At 57.3% G+C, this 16,059-nt stretch carries 19 protein-coding genes; 14 read left to right on the forward strand and 5 right to left on the reverse strand.

The features are described 5' to 3' along the window. Positions 1–8 precede the first annotated feature (8 nt). The 3 genes from ACREYP_RS20520 to ACREYP_RS20530 all read right to left on the reverse strand — a co-directional run bounded on the left by ACREYP_RS20520 (position 9) and on the right by ACREYP_RS20530 (position 4,020). Complete coding sequence (locus tag ACREYP_RS20520; RefSeq protein ID WP_286180214.1) at positions 9–884, reverse strand: diguanylate cyclase regulator RdcB family protein; 876 nt, start codon at positions 882–884, stop codon at positions 9–11. Beyond that, entirely contained in the window at positions 884–3,247 is a 2,364-nt protein-coding gene (gene crfC / locus ACREYP_RS20525; protein ID WP_336818258.1) for a clamp-binding protein CrfC, read from the reverse strand. Before crfC ends, ACREYP_RS20520 begins: the two co-directional genes overlap by 1 nt. A 104-nt stretch (positions 3,248–3,351) precedes the next feature. Next, positions 3,352–4,020 carry a WYL domain-containing protein gene (locus ACREYP_RS20530; protein ID WP_008455708.1) on the reverse strand — a complete coding sequence of 223 codons (669 nt, stop codon included), beginning with the start codon at positions 4,018–4,020 and terminating at the stop codon, positions 3,352–3,354. A 409-nt stretch (positions 4,021–4,429) separates the two neighbouring features. Here ACREYP_RS20530 and ACREYP_RS20535 point away from each other — a divergent pair, with 409 nt between their 5' ends. The 13 genes from ACREYP_RS20535 to phnP all read left to right on the forward strand — a co-directional run bounded on the left by ACREYP_RS20535 (position 4,430) and on the right by phnP (position 13,941). Beyond that, the gene (locus ACREYP_RS20535) at positions 4,430–4,765 is read left to right on the forward strand and encodes a zinc ribbon domain-containing protein YjdM (RefSeq protein ID WP_008455710.1); all 336 of its coding nucleotides are present in this window, start codon (positions 4,430–4,432) and stop codon (positions 4,763–4,765) included. A 97-nt stretch (positions 4,766–4,862) separates the two neighbouring features. Then, the gene (gene yjdN, locus ACREYP_RS20540; RefSeq protein WP_008455712.1) at positions 4,863–5,291 is read left to right on the forward strand and encodes a VOC family metalloprotein YjdN; all 429 of its coding nucleotides are present in this window, start codon (positions 4,863–4,865) and stop codon (positions 5,289–5,291) included. 607 nt (positions 5,292–5,898) lie between these two features. Beyond that, positions 5,899–6,624, forward strand: a complete 726-nt coding sequence (gene phnF / locus ACREYP_RS20545; RefSeq protein WP_336818257.1) for a phosphonate metabolism transcriptional regulator PhnF — start codon at positions 5,899–5,901, stop codon at positions 6,622–6,624. After that, positions 6,625–7,086: a phosphonate C-P lyase system protein PhnG gene (gene phnG, locus ACREYP_RS20550; protein WP_008455717.1), complete on the forward strand. Its 462-nt coding sequence runs from the start codon at positions 6,625–6,627 to the stop codon at positions 7,084–7,086. It begins immediately after the preceding gene. Next, positions 7,083–7,667, forward strand: a complete 585-nt coding sequence (gene phnH / locus ACREYP_RS20555; protein ID WP_008455719.1) for a phosphonate C-P lyase system protein PhnH — start codon at positions 7,083–7,085, stop codon at positions 7,665–7,667. The genes phnG and phnH overlap by 4 nt, the downstream gene beginning before the upstream one ends. Then, positions 7,667–8,731 (forward strand): carbon-phosphorus lyase complex subunit, encoded by a 1,065-nt coding sequence (locus ACREYP_RS20560; RefSeq protein ID WP_336818256.1) that lies wholly within the window; start codon positions 7,667–7,669, stop codon positions 8,729–8,731. The genes phnH and ACREYP_RS20560 overlap by 1 nt, the downstream gene beginning before the upstream one ends. Beyond that, positions 8,724–9,569, forward strand: a complete 846-nt coding sequence (locus ACREYP_RS20565) for an alpha-D-ribose 1-methylphosphonate 5-phosphate C-P-lyase PhnJ (protein ID WP_008455722.1) — start codon at positions 8,724–8,726, stop codon at positions 9,567–9,569. Before ACREYP_RS20560 ends, ACREYP_RS20565 begins: the two co-directional genes overlap by 8 nt. After that, positions 9,566–10,324, forward strand: a complete 759-nt coding sequence (gene phnK, locus ACREYP_RS20570) for a phosphonate C-P lyase system protein PhnK (protein WP_008455724.1) — start codon at positions 9,566–9,568, stop codon at positions 10,322–10,324. The genes ACREYP_RS20565 and phnK overlap by 4 nt, the downstream gene beginning before the upstream one ends. Before the next feature lie 9 nt (positions 10,325–10,333). Next, positions 10,334–11,038 carry a phosphonate C-P lyase system protein PhnL gene (phnL, locus tag ACREYP_RS20575; protein WP_336818254.1) on the forward strand — a complete coding sequence of 235 codons (705 nt, stop codon included), beginning with the start codon at positions 10,334–10,336 and terminating at the stop codon, positions 11,036–11,038. Next, positions 11,025–12,161: an alpha-D-ribose 1-methylphosphonate 5-triphosphate diphosphatase gene (phnM, locus tag ACREYP_RS20580; RefSeq protein ID WP_336818253.1), complete on the forward strand. Its 1,137-nt coding sequence runs from the start codon at positions 11,025–11,027 to the stop codon at positions 12,159–12,161. The genes phnL and phnM overlap by 14 nt, the downstream gene beginning before the upstream one ends. Continuing rightward, positions 12,158–12,745 carry a ribose 1,5-bisphosphokinase gene (gene phnN, locus ACREYP_RS20585; RefSeq protein WP_237717570.1) on the forward strand — a complete coding sequence of 196 codons (588 nt, stop codon included), beginning with the start codon at positions 12,158–12,160 and terminating at the stop codon, positions 12,743–12,745. Before phnM ends, phnN begins: the two co-directional genes overlap by 4 nt. Beyond that, positions 12,738–13,205, forward strand: a complete 468-nt coding sequence (gene phnO, locus ACREYP_RS20590; protein WP_008455732.1) for an aminoalkylphosphonate N-acetyltransferase — start codon at positions 12,738–12,740, stop codon at positions 13,203–13,205. Before phnN ends, phnO begins: the two co-directional genes overlap by 8 nt. Then, positions 13,183–13,941, forward strand: coding sequence for a phosphonate metabolism protein PhnP (phnP, locus tag ACREYP_RS20595; RefSeq protein ID WP_008455733.1), 759 nt, complete (start codon positions 13,183–13,185; stop codon positions 13,939–13,941). The genes phnO and phnP overlap by 23 nt, the downstream gene beginning before the upstream one ends. Here the strand turns inward: phnP and yjdP are convergent. Together yjdP and rpiB are read right to left on the reverse strand one after the other, a co-directional pair. Beyond that, complete coding sequence (yjdP, locus tag ACREYP_RS20600) at positions 13,938–14,258, reverse strand: DDRRRQL repeat protein YjdP (protein ID WP_008455735.1); 321 nt, start codon at positions 14,256–14,258, stop codon at positions 13,938–13,940. The genes phnP and yjdP overlap by 4 nt on opposite strands. 68 nt (positions 14,259–14,326) lie before the next feature. Continuing rightward, positions 14,327–14,776, reverse strand: a complete 450-nt coding sequence (gene rpiB, locus ACREYP_RS20605) for a bifunctional allose-6-phosphate isomerase/ribose-5-phosphate isomerase RpiB (RefSeq protein ID WP_166877505.1) — start codon at positions 14,774–14,776, stop codon at positions 14,327–14,329. Between the two features lie 354 nt (positions 14,777–15,130). On the opposite strand from rpiB, the gene ACREYP_RS20610 reads away from it, so the two are divergent. Next, positions 15,131–16,021, forward strand: a complete 891-nt coding sequence (locus ACREYP_RS20610) for a MurR/RpiR family transcriptional regulator (RefSeq protein WP_008455739.1) — start codon at positions 15,131–15,133, stop codon at positions 16,019–16,021. Positions 16,022–16,059: the final 38 nt, after the last annotated feature.

A 16,059-nucleotide genomic window follows, 5' to 3' on the forward strand; every position in this document is an offset into this window, starting at 1 on the left:
TAAATCAGTTAGCCAAAAACTTCATCGACCAGCGCGCTGCCGAGGCGCATGGCCGAACAAATACGCGGCATCCCCAGCGCCACGCCCTGCCAGCTCTGGGTCACCGAGTAACAGATCGGCTGGCGTTCAATGTCGCAGCCGGCGCCGAGCCAGGTTAAAGCATCTTTATGCTCCAGCAACCCCGGAGACGTTGGCGTCGCCAGCCAGTCATGGAAATAGTGGCGGGTGCGGGGGGAAGCATTCACTTCTTCCGCCAGACGGCTGATGGCGAGGCTGCGCACATGCTCAATCAACGCCTCCGCCTGCTCGGGCGTCCCCAGACGAACAGCATCACCAAAGGTGCCCCAGCGCAGCTCTTCCAGCGCGACGTAGCAACGCGCCGCCGGAGAAAATGAAAAGTAGTGCCCGCTGCGCCAGCGGGAAAAAATCTGCTCGCTGTGGACCATGCCCTGACGAACAAGATCGCTGTGCTGAAACTCTTCTTCCAGCCGGGTAAGCCGCTGAGAAAAGTGCTCGCGCAGGGCCTGAAGCCGCTCGCGAGCCGCTGCCGAATGGTGTGCCGTGCGGGCGGAAACCGGCTCCAGCTGAGCAATTCTCTCGCTTATCTGGCTGTTGGCTAAGTAGCTTTTTGCCAGATCTGCCGACAGCTGGCCAAGGCTTATCAGCGACGCGTCAAGCTCGTCCTGCGGCGGTGTTCCAGCCATCCCGGCCTGTCGCCGGGCCACGACGACGAACAGCGCCAGAAGCTGCTCATAAAACGCCTGGCTTTGTGGGCTGCTCCACGGCTGGCGGGCAACATCAATCCCCATGGCAAAATCGACGACAAATTTTTCGCTAAGACAGCTGAGGGTTCTTATTGGCCCTTCCATTAATACACTGCTCATCATTGCTCCGCTGAGAAAAGCGTCTGGATATCATCGCGCAACAGGCGAGTATCCTCGTGAATGTAACGTGCCGTTCTGACACTCTGTTCCAGCTTGCTCTGGAGAGAAAACAGCACGCTGTCGTTCTGCTGCTTCGCGGAAAGACTCTGGCGTAAATTGCTGTGAATAGCGTCCAGTGCGCCGGCAAAATCGGCGAAAAACGTCGCCATCCCGGCCGTGACGGAAATATCCACCTGCGCGGTAATGGCCTGGTTTATCTGGCCCAGGAAAGTCGACACATGGTCATGCAGCTTTTGCTGTAACTTATCCAGATCAATCACGTAGCGGCTATGGGTGGCCGCGTAATCTTCCCAGCCCCAGTCCACGCCGTTCAGCCAGCGCGCCAGCACGCCCCGCATCCCGTTTTGCGGCTGCATTTCCGACATCGCCACTTCCTGGTTTTCGATAACGTTGGTGAACGCCGAGTGGGTATTAAAATTAAGCTGGCTGGCCTGGAACGCAGGCAGGCTGATTTGGGCGCGGAAGCCGGCTACTTTCAGGCCGTCGCTTACCCGCTGTTCAATCGGTTTCAACGCCGACTGCAGCGTATAGCCCAGGCTCGCCTCAAGGTTGCTGAGCAGCGCCCCAAGCTCCCCGCTTAGCGTCTGCTGGGCGGCAAATAAAATGCTTTCACTGGACGCGCGAACCTTGTGCAGCAGGGTGCGGGCCGTCGCTTCATCTTCGCCCATCAGCTTGTCGCTGCCCGGCGAAAAATCCACGTTTCGCGTTAAGGTATGCGGGTATAACGGATGCAGCTTCTCAGCGCCCAGCCGCCCTTCCCGGAAATAAGTTTTCAGGTCGCTATGAATCTGCGTTTCAAAGCGCTGCACAAAATCGCCTATGCCGGCGAGGGCATCGCTGACCTGCCGCTGAATCACCGCACTCACCGACTGCTGAGTCTGCAGCAGCAGTTGAATATCCTGCTCCAGTTGCCGAATATTCTCCTGCAGGCTGTCGTTAGCCACCTGCAACCCCTGGCAGCGGAAACTCAGGTAACGTTCAGCGCCCTCGGCATAGTCCAGCAGCTTGTGGCACGCCGCGCGCAGCGTGTAGAGAGAAGCGTTGGCGTGCGCGGTATGCAGGATAGTCCCAATGGGTGACTCAAACATCGAGTCTTCCCACAGCAAGTCCGCCGCATGGCGCAGATGCTCAATATCCGCCAAATCCGCGCTGCGCCAGCGCCGGCCTAATGCCGCTTCCGCAAAGTCCTGCACCCAGCGCTGCTCTTCGGGGTCGGGCAAACGGCCATGCGTGGCCAGCTCATAGCGGGCGCGGTTGGCAAGGTAGCCCCACATGCTCGATACCGGGAACACGTTTTCCGGCGCAATGCTGTCCTTCATCAGCGTCCCGGCGATCATCGCCTTCACCTGAGCGGCATCGTCGCCGTTGCGGTCCTTCTGATCGAACTTGTTCACCAGCGCATACAGCGGCACCGATTTGCTGACGCCGAGCACCGCCTCACGGACTTCTTCGTCGGAGATGGACTTAAGCTGCGTATAGTCCATCACCGCCAGCACGGCAGAAGCCTGCGCCAGCTGCTCTTTAAGCATTTTTTGCAGGTGCGGCTGCCCCGCTTCGTTCGGCCCAGGCGTGTCCAGCAGCGTCAGCTGGCCGTGGCCGTTTTTGAGGCCGGCCAGATGCACAAACTCCACCTCAATCACCGGCACATGCTCAATAGCGGCGTAGGCTTTGAAGGGGAAAGCCACATCCAGCACCCGGCACAGGCGCACCAGATCGTTCAGGCTCTTCAGGCAATGGAAAATAGGCTGTGCGCCGAGATAATGGCGTTCAAAACCTTTTCCGTTGGCGATCCGGGCGATAAGCGCCTCCATATCCCGGTCCACTTCCAGCTTGCGCGCCAGCGCTTCCCGGCTGGTGATCAGCAGTTTCTCCTGCAACTCCCCCATCAGGCTCTCTATCGGCTGCACATAGGGAAAATGCAGCACCGGCTCGCGCTGACCCGGCGTGTGGCGGATCAGCGTCGGCAGCGCCGTCATGGGCCGGTTGCGGTTAGGCAGAACCTCCGTGCCCACGATGGCATTAATGGTGGTCGACTTCCCCGCCTTCATGGTGCCGACAATCGCCAGAACCATTTCATGTTGGGTTATTTTACGCCTTTCGTTTTGCAGCATATCTTTCTGCAGTTCGATTCCGCGTGGGCTAAATTTCAATGGATGTACCGTCGCCACAGGGTTCGTTAAAGCGCTATTTTGTTCATTTTGCAAAGCCAGCGGAGCGACTTTTAAAGCGCTAAGGTTTTGCAACGCTAATTGCAAAAGCCGCTCGGCTTCCTGACTCAATTCAAAAATAGTTTGTGTGTGCATAAAAAATCTTTCCTTAACTCAAATTACCCGGCTTTATCACCGCCATCGTTTAGTTGTAATCATGGCAATACCGGTTTTTATAATTACGTGAGGGAAATAATTTATTAATTAACATTACACCATGCCGCGATCCTGGCTTTTAAGTCGCTCTGCCAGACCTGCGGAGAAATAATGGTGAGATGCGGTATCCAATACTGCACCAGCGGAAACAATTGTTCTGGCGAAGCAATATGACTCGCCAGAAGTAACTCTCCGTTATCAAGCTCTCTGACGGTTTTTTGAAAAGGTAATAGCTTGCGCTGTTTAAAATGTTCAGCCGCCTGCGCCGAAACCTGTAACAGCACTTCCGTTTTTACCCTTTCCCCACCAGGATCATCCCGATCGTCAAATAATGGATAAAAAATAGCTTTACGCTGTGGGCTATTTTCATATTCATACCCTACAACCAATAAATCTGGAATAGCGCGCAGCGTAATATATTGATTATGGCTCTTTATGTCGTACCATGGATAAAACGCAGCAAGCCCTACGCGTTTAGTAATGCGTAACAGGTCGTTTACGTTAAACTGTCCTTTTAAATGCGAAGAGAGACGCTTTTTCCCCTCGCCGACGTCCTCCAGAATAGCACCAAGCCGGTTCAAATCACGATACGCAGTTCGCATATCTACATCAAAACGCTGGCGGATAATATCAGCGGAAAGGGTTTCCCCCTGATAAAGACTTAAGACGATTTCGGCCAGTCGATCTGCAACTTTTACTTTCGCGCCTTTCATTCTCATCGGTTCCTGCCTCTGTATCGGTACATCCATAGGCCCAACCATACCCCTGTCAAGTGACAGGAGGTGTCAGCGCAATACGCTTTTTTTTATTTTTTCAAACAGGTATAGCGCAGCAGCCCCTGCTGGCAGACTTGCTCGAAGCAAAGTGAAACTAAGTTAAATTAGCCTTATTTAACGGCAATTAAAGCCTGAACTTTAAGTTAAATTTGGTGCTTATTTCTTTGAATGAAAGGTTTTTTGCACTTTATGGCGGCCAGAAAGCCCGCCGGGCATAGGTTTACGGCAATAATCCCTGCAAATGTAGGGATTTGATGTATAATCTCAGCACTTTTTCGCGATTCAGCATATTTTTACGGCCAAATCGCTATTTTTCATTACTTTATCTCACCTTGAGGATCAGATAATGCAACTCCCTCATTGCCCGAAGTGCAATTCCGAATACACCTACGAAGACAACGGCATGCTGATTTGCCCGGAGTGCGCTCATGAATGGAACCCGGCCGCGGCGAGCGAAGAAGACGCCGCGCTGGTTGTAAAAGATGCCAACGGCAACCTGCTGGCCGACGGCGACAGCGTTACCGTCGTGAAAGATCTGAAGGTCAAAGGCAGCTCTTCGATGTTAAAGATCGGCACCAAAGTGAAGAATATTCGCCTGGTAGAGGGCGACCACAATATCGACTGTAAAATCGACGGTTTTGGCCCGATGAAGCTGAAGTCCGAGTTTGTGAAAAAGAACTAATCTCCCCCGGCAGGTGGTCTTGCCGCCTGCCCCGCCTGGCTTACCTGCCCCGCACAACCTACACTTCTTCTGCACTCTCCTTACAGAGGATTCGGTTATGCCTTTAGGACCCTACATCTCATTAAACGGTCGCTGCGCGGAGGCCATCGCCTTTTACCAACAGGCTTTGGGCGCCGAACTGACGTTCAAAATTACCTTCGGTGAAATGCCCAAAGAAGCAACCAATGCCGAGGGCTGTAGCGGCGCGGGCGTCTATTCTGACGACAGCGTTATGCACGCAAATTTGCGGGTAGCCGGTAACGATTTGATGATGACCGACGCCAGCATGAGCGGGGAAAAACCACAGCACAGCGGCTTTTCACTCTGCCTTGCCAGCCAGGATCCGGCAGAGGGTAAACGCTGGTTTGACGCACTCTCCGCTGGCGGCACCGTCACCATGCCCTGGAGCGAAACTTTTTGGGCAAAAGGCTATGGCTCACTGACGGATAAGTTCGGCATTCCGTGGATGGTCAACGTCGAAAGATAAAGAGGCATATTCTTTTATTCTTTTTGGGTCCGCTAATCCGGGCCCTTTATTTTTACCAATGGTTAAAAATTCAAGAAAATCAAAGCAGCTTATATATTCATTTTTTTGATGCCATTTCATTATTCCTTTTTAAAGAATTTATTCCTGACAAAAAGAGCCAACATGCCAGCACGCAATCGGTATAACCGGTAAATTAATCATTCCGAGTCTAAGCATATTATTTCAGGAATAAGACAATATATTTAAAGAGAACCATCACCAGGATATAGAATATATTAGATGATCAATTGCAAGCGCGCGTAAACATTGTTTGCTGACGATCGCTTTGACTTAACCTTTCCCCGCCATCTACCGGTTTTTTCGCTTTAACAAGGCAACTCCCTGATTCCACGAAAAACAGGGCAGCCAGCCAACCGCAAACTTCAACTCTTCATCGTACAGAAACCAATCATTAACAAAACCGTCACTTTCCCCCGGCACCATGAGGCAACTTTTGAAGGAGGCCCGTGATGCAAACGACTCTTCACCTCATCAAGCAAAACCTATGCACAGCCCAGCCGCCGTGCGTGCGCATTCGCTTTATCTGATTTGAGAGGCTTTGACTGTTATGCACTTGTCCAGACATCCGACCAGTTACCCCACGCGCTATCAGGAGATAGCCGCCCGGCTCGAGCAGGAGCTGCGCAACAACTACCGCTGTGGCGACTATCTGCCTGCCGAAACTCAGCTGGCCGCCTACTACGAAGTCAACCGCCACACGCTGCGCCGCGCCATTGACGAGCTGGTTAATAAAGGCTGGGTTCAGCGCCGCCAGGGCGTCGGCGTCCTGGTGCTGATGCGCCCGTTTGACTACCCGCTGAACGCCCAGGCGCGCTTTAGCCAGAACCTGCTGGATCAGGGCAGCCATCCCACCAGTGAACGCCTGCTGGCGGTAATTCGCCCGGCCTCCCAGGACGTGGCGGATGCGCTGGGGCTGGCCGAAGGGGACAACGTTATTCACCTGCGCACCCTGCGCCGGGTGAACGGTATCGCGGTGTGCATCATCGACCACTACTTCGCCGAGCAGTCCTGGTGGCCCGCGCTGCAAACCTTCAGCCACGGATCGCTGCACGATTTCCTTCAGGCCGAGTTAGGTATTGCCCTGACCCGCGCCCAAACCCGCATCAGCGCCCGTCGTTCCCAGGCCAAAGAGAGCCGCCTGCTGGAAATTCCCAACATGGCGCCGTTGCTCTGTGTTCGCACCCTTAACCACCGTGAAGGCGAGGCCAAAGCGACGGAATACTCCGTCAGCCTGACCCGCGCCGACATGATTGAATTCACCATGGAGCACTAAATGGACACCAGCCATTTCAACAATGAGCAGCGCCGCGAGTGGATGGCGGTGCTGTCACACAGCCAGCCGCAGGAGCTTCTTGAGCGCTGGCGCAGCCTGAATATTCAGGCGGACTACACGCTTATTCGCGCACCGGAAATCGGCCTGGTTCAGGTGCAGGCACGCATGGGCGGCACCGGCCAACGCTTTTTCACCGGCGACGCCACGCTGACCCGCTCGGTGGTCAAGCTGGCGAGCGGCACCTACGGCTACAGCTACCTGCTTGGCCGCGACAAACAGCACGCCGAATGTTGCGCGGTGATCGACGCCCTGATGCAGGAAGCGACGCATTTTCACACGCTACAAGAAACCCTAATTGCACCGCTGGCGGCCAACCGTGAACAACGCCTTGCCGCTCGCCGTGCGGAAGTTAACAGCAGCCGCGTGGACTTCTTCACGCTGGTACGCGGAGACAACGCATGACTTTAATGACCGCTTTTACCCTTCCGGTGCAGGATGCCCAGCAGAGTTTTCGTCGCCTGCTCAAAGCGATGAGCGAGCCGGGCGTGATTGTCGCGCTGACTTCGCTGCAGCAGGGCTGGCTACCGCTGAATGTGGCGACCACCAGCGTGCTGCTGACGCTGGCCGATAACGACACGCCGGTGTGGATAGACGCCACATTGGGCAATGATATTGCCGCGCAGAACATTCGTTTTCATACCAATGCGCCGCTGTGCGAACAGCCTGACCACGCGCAGTTCGCCGTGGCCAGCGACGCAATCTCTTCCGAACAGTTAAACCTGCTGGCTCAGGGCTGCGACATCGCCCCCGATACCAGCGCGACGCTGATTCTGCAGGTGTCCAGCCTGAGCGGCGGGCGCATGCTTCGCCTGACCGGCGCGGGCATCAACGAAGAGCGCATGATTGCCCCACAGTTGCCGGAATGCGTTCTGCACGAACTGACCGAACGCCCGCACCCGTTCCCGCTGGGTATTGACCTGATTTTGACCTGTGGCGATCGCCTGCTGGCTATCCCACGGACCACCCACGTGGAGGTGTGCTGATGTACGTTGCCGTCAAAGGGGGCGAGAAGGCAATCTCCGCCGCCCACGCCCTGCAGGAGCGCAACCGACGCGGCGATGAAACGCTAAAAGAGCTTAGCGTCGCGCAGATTGAGCAGCAGCTTGGCCTGGCCGTGGACCGCGTGATGACGGAAGGCGGCATCGCCGACCGGGAACTCGCCGCGCTGGCCATCAAGCAAGCCAGCGGCGACATGATCGAGGCGATTTTCCTGCTGCGTGCTTACCGCACCACGCTGCCTCGTCTTGCCGTCAGTGAGCCGCTGAACACCGCCGAAATGCGCCTCGAGCGCCGTATCTCCGCCATCTATAAAGACGTCCCTGGCGGCCAGCTGCTGGGCCCAACCTACGACTACACGCACCGCCTGCTGGACTTCACGCTGCTGGCTAACGGTGAAGTCCCTGACGCCGGACAGGCCGACGAGCAAAGCGCCCCTGCCCCGCATGTATTCAGCATGCTGGCGAAACAGGGTCTGGCCAAAGTCGAAGAAGACGATGGCGCACAGCCGGACGACATCACCCGCAACCCGCCGGTCTACCCGTGCTCACGCTCTTCGCGTCTGCAACAACTGGTGCGCGGCGACGAAGGCTACCTGCTGGCGCTCGCCTATTCCACCCAGCGCGGCTACGGGCGCAACCACCCGTTTGCCGCCGAGATCCGCAGCGGCTACGTAGACATCGAAATTGTGCCGGAAGAGCTAGGTTTTGCGGTGAACATCGGCGAACTGCTGATGACCGAATGCGAAATGGTGAACGGCTTTGTTGCCCCGGCAGACGAACCGCCGCACTTCACCCGCGGCTATGGCCTGGCGTTTGGCATGAGCGAGCGCAAAACCATGGCGATGGCGCTGGTTGACCGTGCGCTACAGGCCCCGGACTACGACGAAAACGTCGCCGGCCCCGCGCAGGACGAAGAGTTCGTGTTATCCCACGCGGATAACGTGGAAGCGGCAGGCTTTGTGTCCCACCTCAAACTGCCTCATTACGTGGATTTCCAGGCCGAACTGGAGCTGCTTAACCGCCTGATAAAGGAGCGAGCCAATGGCTAACCTGAGCGGCTATAACTTTGCCTATCTGGACGAGCAAACCAAACGCATGATCCGCCGCGCAATGCTAAAAGCGGTGGCGATTCCAGGTTACCAGGTGCCGTTTGGCGGCCGCGAAATGCCAATGCCTTACGGCTGGGGCACCGGCGGCATTCAGTTGACCGCCAGCCTGATTGGCGAGTCTGACGTGCTGAAAGTGATTGACCAGGGCGCGGACGACACCACCAACGCCGTCTCAATCCGCAACTTCTTCAAGCGGGTGACCGGCGTGAACACCACCGAACGTACCGAAGACGCGACGCTGGTGCAGACCCGCCACCGCATCCCGGAAACGCCGCTGGTAGAAGATCAGATCCTGATTTATCAGGTGCCGATCCCTGAACCGCTGCGCTTTATCGAACCACGTGAAACGGAAACCCGCACCATGCACGCGTTGGAAGAGTACGGCGTGATGCAGGTGAAACTGTACGAAGATATCGCCCGCTTCGGCCATATCTCTACCACCTACGCCTACCCGGTGAAGGTGAACGATCGCTACGTGATGGACCCGTCGCCGATCCCGAAATTCGATAACCCAAAAATGCACATGTCCCCTGCGCTGCAGCTGTTCGGTGCCGGACGCGAAAAACGCATTTACGCCGTGCCGCCGTTTACCCGCGTAGAGAGCCTCGACTTCGACGACCATCCCTTCCAGGTGCAGGAATGGGAAGAGCCGTGCGCGATTTGTGGGTCACGCCACAGCTACCTTGATGAAGTGGTGCTCGACGACGCGGGCAACCGCATGTTCGTCTGCTCCGATACCGACTACTGCCGCCAGAACAGTGAGGCCTCTCAGTCATGACCAGCCCGTTACTTTCGGTGAATAACCTCACCCACCTCTATGCGCCCGGTAAAGGCTTTATGGACGTGTCGTTTGACCTCTGGCCCGGAGAAGTGCTGGGCATTGTGGGCGAGTCCGGCTCCGGCAAAACGACGCTGCTGAAAGCCATTTCCGCCCGCCTTGCGCCGCAGGAAGGGGAAGTGATTTACCTCGACCGTTCGCTGTATGACATGTCGGAAGGCGAACGCCGCCGCCTGCTGCGCACTGAATGGGGCGTGGTTCACCAGCATCCGATGGACGGCCTGCGCCGCCACGTTTCCGCCGGGGGCAACATCGGCGAACGGCTGATGGCCACCGGGGCGCGCCACTACGGTGACATTCGCGCCACCGCCCAGCGTTGGCTGGAAGAAGTTGAGATTCCGTCGGCCCGTATCGACGACCTGCCGACCACGTTTTCCGGCGGGATGCAGCAGCGCCTGCAGATCGCCCGCAACCTGGTCACCCATCCGAAGCTGGTGTTTATGGATGAACCGACCGGCGGGCTGGATGTGTCCGTGCAGGCGCGCCTGCTCGACCTGCTGCGTGGTTTGGTAGTGGAGCTGAACCTGGCCGTGGTGATAGTCACCCACGATCTGGGCGTGGCTCGCCTGCTGGCCGACCGCCTGCTGGTGATGAAACAGGGCAAAGTGGTGGAAAGTGGGCTGACCGACCGCGTGCTGGACGACCCGCATCACCCGTATACCCAGCTTTTGGTGTCCTCCGTCCTTCAGAATTAGGTACTCGCTATGACCAGAATACGGGTTGAAAACCTGAGCAAAACCTTTGTCCTGCACCATCAGCACGGCATTCGCCTGCCGGTGCTGGCCAACGCCTCGCTGGAAGTCAAAGGCGGTGAATGCGTGGTGCTGCACGGCCACTCCGGCAGCGGGAAATCCACCCTGCTGCGCTCGCTCTACGCCAACTATTTGCCGGATGAAGGACACATCTGGGTTAAGCACAACGACGAATGGATCGACATCGTGCAGGCCCCGGCGCGCGAAGTGCTTGCGGTACGTCGCCAGACCATCGGCTGGGTGAGCCAGTTTCTGCGCGTTATCCCGCGTATTTCGGCGCTCGAAGTCGTCATGCAGCCGCTGCTGGATTTGGGCGTGTCGCGCGAAGAGTGCGAGGAAAAAGCCGCCAGCCTGCTGACCCGGCTCAATGTACCTGAGCGCCTGTGGCACCTTGCCCCGTCGACCTTCTCCGGCGGCGAGCAGCAGCGCGTGAACATTGCCCGCGGCTTTATTGTTGATTACCCCATTTTACTGCTTGATGAGCCTACCGCCTCGCTGGACGTCAAAAACAGCGCCGCCGTGGTGGCTTTGATTCAGGAAGCAAAAGCGCGTGGAGCGGCCATTGTCGGCATCTTCCACGATGAAGCTGTACGTGAACAGGTGGCCGACCGCCTGCATACGATGTCCGCGATGGAGCCCCAACATGATTATCAATAATGTTCGCCTGGTGCTGGAAGAAGAAGTGGTCAGTGGCTCACTGGAAGTGGCCGACGGTGTGATTCGCAACTTTGCCGAGACCCAAAGCCAGCTGCCGGGCGCGCACGACGGCGGCGGCGGCTGGCTGCTGCCGGGGCTGATTGAACTGCACACCGACAACCTGGATAAATTCTTTACCCCACGGCCAAAGGTTGACTGGCCGGCGCACTCCGCCATGAGCAGCCACGACGCGCTGATGGTGGCGAGCGGCATCACCACCGTGCTGGACGCCGTTGCCATCGGCGACGTGCGCGACGGTGGCGACCGCCTGGAAAACCTCGAAAAAATGGTCAACGCCGTGGAGGATACGCAAAAGCGCGGCCTCAACCGCGCCGAACATCGCCTGCATCTGCGCTGCGAACTGCCGCACCACACCACGCTGCCGCTGTTCGACAAGCTGGTTGACCGCGAACTGGTTTCCCTCGTTTCGCTGATGGACCACTCGCCGGGCCAGCGCCAGTACGCAGAGCTGTCCAAATACCGCGACTACTATCAGGGTAAATACCATCTCACCAACGAGCAGATGGATCGCTTTGAAGAAGAACAGCTGACGCTGGCGGCCCGCTGGTCGCAGCCAAACCGCCAGGCCATCGCCGCCCGCTGCCGCGACCGCAATATCGCCCTCGCCAGCCATGACGATGCGACGACCGCCCACGTGGTGGAGTCCCACGAAATCGGCAGCGTGATCGCCGAATTCCCGACCACGGAAGAAGCCGCCGAAGCCTCTCGTCGCCACGGCATGAGCGTGCTGATGGGCGCGCCAAACATCGTGCGCGGCGGCTCTCACTCCGGCAACGTGGCGGCCAGCCATCTTGCTCAGGCCGGGCTGCTGGATATCCTTTCCTCGGATTACTACCCCGCAAGCCTGCTGGATGCGGCCTTCCGCGTGGCGCACGACGACAGTAACAGCTTCACGCTGGCGCAGGCGATTCACCTGGTGACTCGCAACCCGGCACGGGCGCTGAACCTGGCCGACCGGGGCACGCTGGCAGAAGGGAAACGAGCGGATCTGGTGCTGGCGCACATGCACGGCGACCATATCCATGTCGATCACGTCTGGCGCCAGGGAATTCGGGTGTTCTGATGAGTAAACTAATCTGGCTGATGGGCCCGTCCGGCTCCGGCAAAGACAGCCTGCTGAGCGCCCTGCGCCAGCAGGAGCACGCCCGGCTGCTGGTGGCGCACCGGTACATTACCCGCGCCGCCGACGCAGGCTGCGAGAACCACATTGCGCTAAGCGCAAACGAGTTTGAGCAGCGACAGCAGCTGGGGCTGTTTGCCCTGAGCTGGCAGGCGCATGAGCACTCCTACGGGGTCGGCGTGGAAATGGATATATGGCTCGAAGCCGGATTTGACGTGGTGGTGAACGGCTCGCGCCAGCACCTGAAACAGGCGCGGGAACGCTATGGCGATGGGCTGGTGCCCATCTGCCTGCAGGTTTCGTCGGACGTGCTGCGCCAGCGGCTGGAACAGAGAGGGCGGGAAAACGCAGAGCAAATCGAGCAGCGGCTGCAGCGGGCCGCGCTTTATTCGCCAGAGGGAGGCGATTGCCTGATACTCAACAACGACGGGAGTCTGCTACAGTCTGCCGCATTGTTTATGCGACTGTTAGCCCAGCACCGCTCGAACGTTATCCCTCTTCACCGCAAGGAGCCCCGCCATGTCTGATGTTGTTAAATTGAAAGCCGCCGCTATCGAAGACAGCGACACCGTTTACCGCATGATTTGCGAGCTGAAACAGGCTCAGGCCGACCGCCCCGGCTTTAACGCCTGCTTCACGGAGAACCTGCGCGATCCGAATATCTTTTATCAGCTGGCGTGGCTGGGGAATAAAGCCGTGGGGATGATCAGCCTGCACCTGCAATACCATCTGCATCACGCCCGCCGCATCGGCGAAATCCAGGAGCTGGTGGTGCTGGAAGAAGCCCGCGGCCACGGCGTAGGCAAACAGCTGCTTGCCTGGGCAGAAGCAAAAGCACGCAAAGCCGATGCGGAGCTGACGGAGCTTTCGACCAGCACCAGCCGCAAAGACGCCCATCGTTTTTACGAGCGTGAAGGCTACCGCGCCACCCATATCCGCTTTACCAAACCGGTGGAGACACCTGATGACGCTCACGCTAACGCTTAGCGGCACCGGCGGGGCGCAGCTTGTCCCGGCCTGGGGCTGCCGCTGCGCCGCCTGTTCACGAGCCAGAACCAATCCAGCCCACCGCCGCCGCCCGTGCAGCGCGGTACTCAAATATAACGATGCGATTACGCTGATAGACGCGGGGCTGCCCGACCTGATGGACAGCTGGCAGCCGGAGGATTTTCAGCAGTTTTTGCTCACCCATTACCATATGGATCATGTCCAGGGGCTGTTTCCGCTGCGCTGGGGCGTGGGCGGGAAAATCCCGGTTTACGGCCCGCCGGATGAGCAAGGCTGCGACGATCTGTTCAAGCACCCCGGCCTGCTGGACTTTAGCCATACCGTCGAGCCGTTTGTCGCCTTCACTCTGCAGGCGCTGCGCGTCACTCCGCTGCCGCTGCTGCACTCAAAGCTGACGTTTGGCTATCTGTTTGAAACGGCCTACAGCCGTCTTGCCTGGCTGAGCGATACGGCGGGGCTGCCGGACAAAACCCTGAAGTTTCTGGCCGCCAACCGCCCGGAAGTAGTGGTGATAGATTGCAGCCGCGAACCCCGGCCTGACACGCCCAAAAATCATTGCGACCTAACCACGGTGATCGCCCTGAACGAGCAGATTGGCAGCCCGCGAGTCGTGCTGACCCACATCAGCCACCAGTTTGATGCATGGCTGATGCACAACGTATTGCCTGAAGGGTTTGAAGCCGGTTTTGACGGCATGGAGATCGTGCTGGACTAGCGATCGTCGTCGTCCTGCAGGCGGCCCTCTTCGTCATCCAACTGCTGGCGCTCGCGGTCGAGCTGATTCTGCCGTTCATCAAGGCTGCGGCGTCTGTCCTCCAGCTGGCGATAGCGGGCTTCGTCCTGGCGGCTGAGCCGACGCTGATCTGCCGAATCATCACTGTCATCATGATAAACGCGGTCGCTGCCCGGCTTGTAGGCATCGCTAAACGCCTGCTGGATATTGCCAATCGCGTCATCAATCACGTCGGCCTGCGCGAACGGCGAGGCCAGGTACAGCGTGCCGAGCAGCAGCGCGGCGGCATAAGATTTCATCGGTCAGTCTCCAGGATGGACTGGCCTCAGCGTAATCAGGCGGCCTCATATGCAGTAGCGGAGGAATCTCAAATTCTCGGCGATTCCAGCGCGCCAATGGCCTCGACTCGCGCCTGATGCCGCCCGCCTTCAAACTCCCCGCTTAGCCATGCATCGACGATCATTTTAGCTAAATCCAGCCCCACCACGCGGGAGCCGAAAGCCAGCACGTTGGTATTGTTGTGTTGGCGGGAAAGCAGCGCGGAATAAGGTTCGCTGCAGACCACCGCCCGGATACCGGGAAATTTATTGGCGGTGATCGAGATCCCCACGCCGGTGCCGCAAATTAAAATGCCGCCCTCGACTTCGCCATTCACCACGGCTTCTGCCACCGCGCTGGCGTAGAGCGGATAATCGGTGCGCTCACCGGACCAGGTCCCCTTATCCAGCACCTCAATCCCTTTCTCCTGAAGATGCGCCACAATCTCCGCCTTCAGCAGGAAGCCTACGTGGTCACAGCCAAATGCAATTTTTTTCATTTTATCCTCACCGTTGCCGTTACTTTACGAACCCGACAGCTTTCGTGATTTAAGACCGGTTCACTGCCCAATTAATCGGCAAAACTGCCGGGTTCGTGGCCATTTCTACACCGATTCTCTTCACAACACAATGCATCAACTTGTCACCCTGGCGTCATAAAACGACTTCCACTAACGAGAAAAATTAAATTAATTCATTATTTTTCATGCAAATAAATAAACTTACGCATTCACCTTACTTCACAAAAAGTAAAACTTTATGAATTAATTATTTTTGTGAAGTATGCAGCATATTTTCTGCACATGCTGTGGTGTTATAGTGGCGTCTTCACTCTACGGACACGAGAGAACAGGATGAGTCAGTCAGATATTGATTCACAGCCGCCGTTCGGCATCGGCCTTGCCCCCTGGCTGCGCATGAAGCAGGAGGGGATGACGGACAACGAAAGCCGCATCGTCGACTGGTTGTTGAAGCCCGGTAATCTGAGCGATGCCCCGGCCATTAAAGACGTTGCCGAAGCCCTTGCGGTGTCGGAAGCGATGATCGTTAAAGTCTCGAAGCTGCTGGGGTTCAGCGGCTTCCGTAACTTGCGCAGCGCGCTGGTCACCTACTTTTCCGAGTCAGAGCAGGTATTGCCCACCGAGCTTGCCTTCGACGAAGCGCCGCAGGATGTGGTCAACAAGGTGTTTAACATCACCCTGCGCACCATTATGGAAGGGCAGTCGATCGTCAACGTGGACGAAATCCACCGCGCGGCGCGCTACTTCGCGAAGGCAAAACAGCGGGATTTGTACGGCGTGGGGGGTTCAAACGCCATTTGTAACGACATTCAGCATAAGTTTTTGCGCATCGGCGTGCGCTGCCAGGCTTACCAGGATGCCCACATCATGATGATGTCGGCCTCTCTGCTAAAAGAAGGTGATGTGGTGCTGGTGGTATCCCATTCGGGGCGAACCGGTGATTTAAAAGCGGCGGTGGAGCTGGCGAAAAAGAACGGCGCCAAAATAATTTGTATTACTCATAGCTATCATTCGCCGATTGCCCGGCTGGCTGACTTTATTATTTGTTCGCCCGCGCCGGAGACACCTTTATTGGGCCGTAACGCCTCGGCGCGTATATTACAATTAACGTTACTCGATGCATTTTTTGTTTCAGTCGCACAGCAAAATATTGAACAGGCAACATTAAATATGCAAAAAACCGGCGCAATTGTGGATTTCTTTTCCCCAGGGGCGCTGAAGTAAAAAAGAGATCCCGCCTCAGCGGGATCTGACTGTACCCT

Source organism: Enterobacter sp. TMH.L2 (assembly GCF_050847315.1).
GTDB lineage: Bacteria > Pseudomonadota > Gammaproteobacteria > Enterobacterales > Enterobacteriaceae > Cedecea.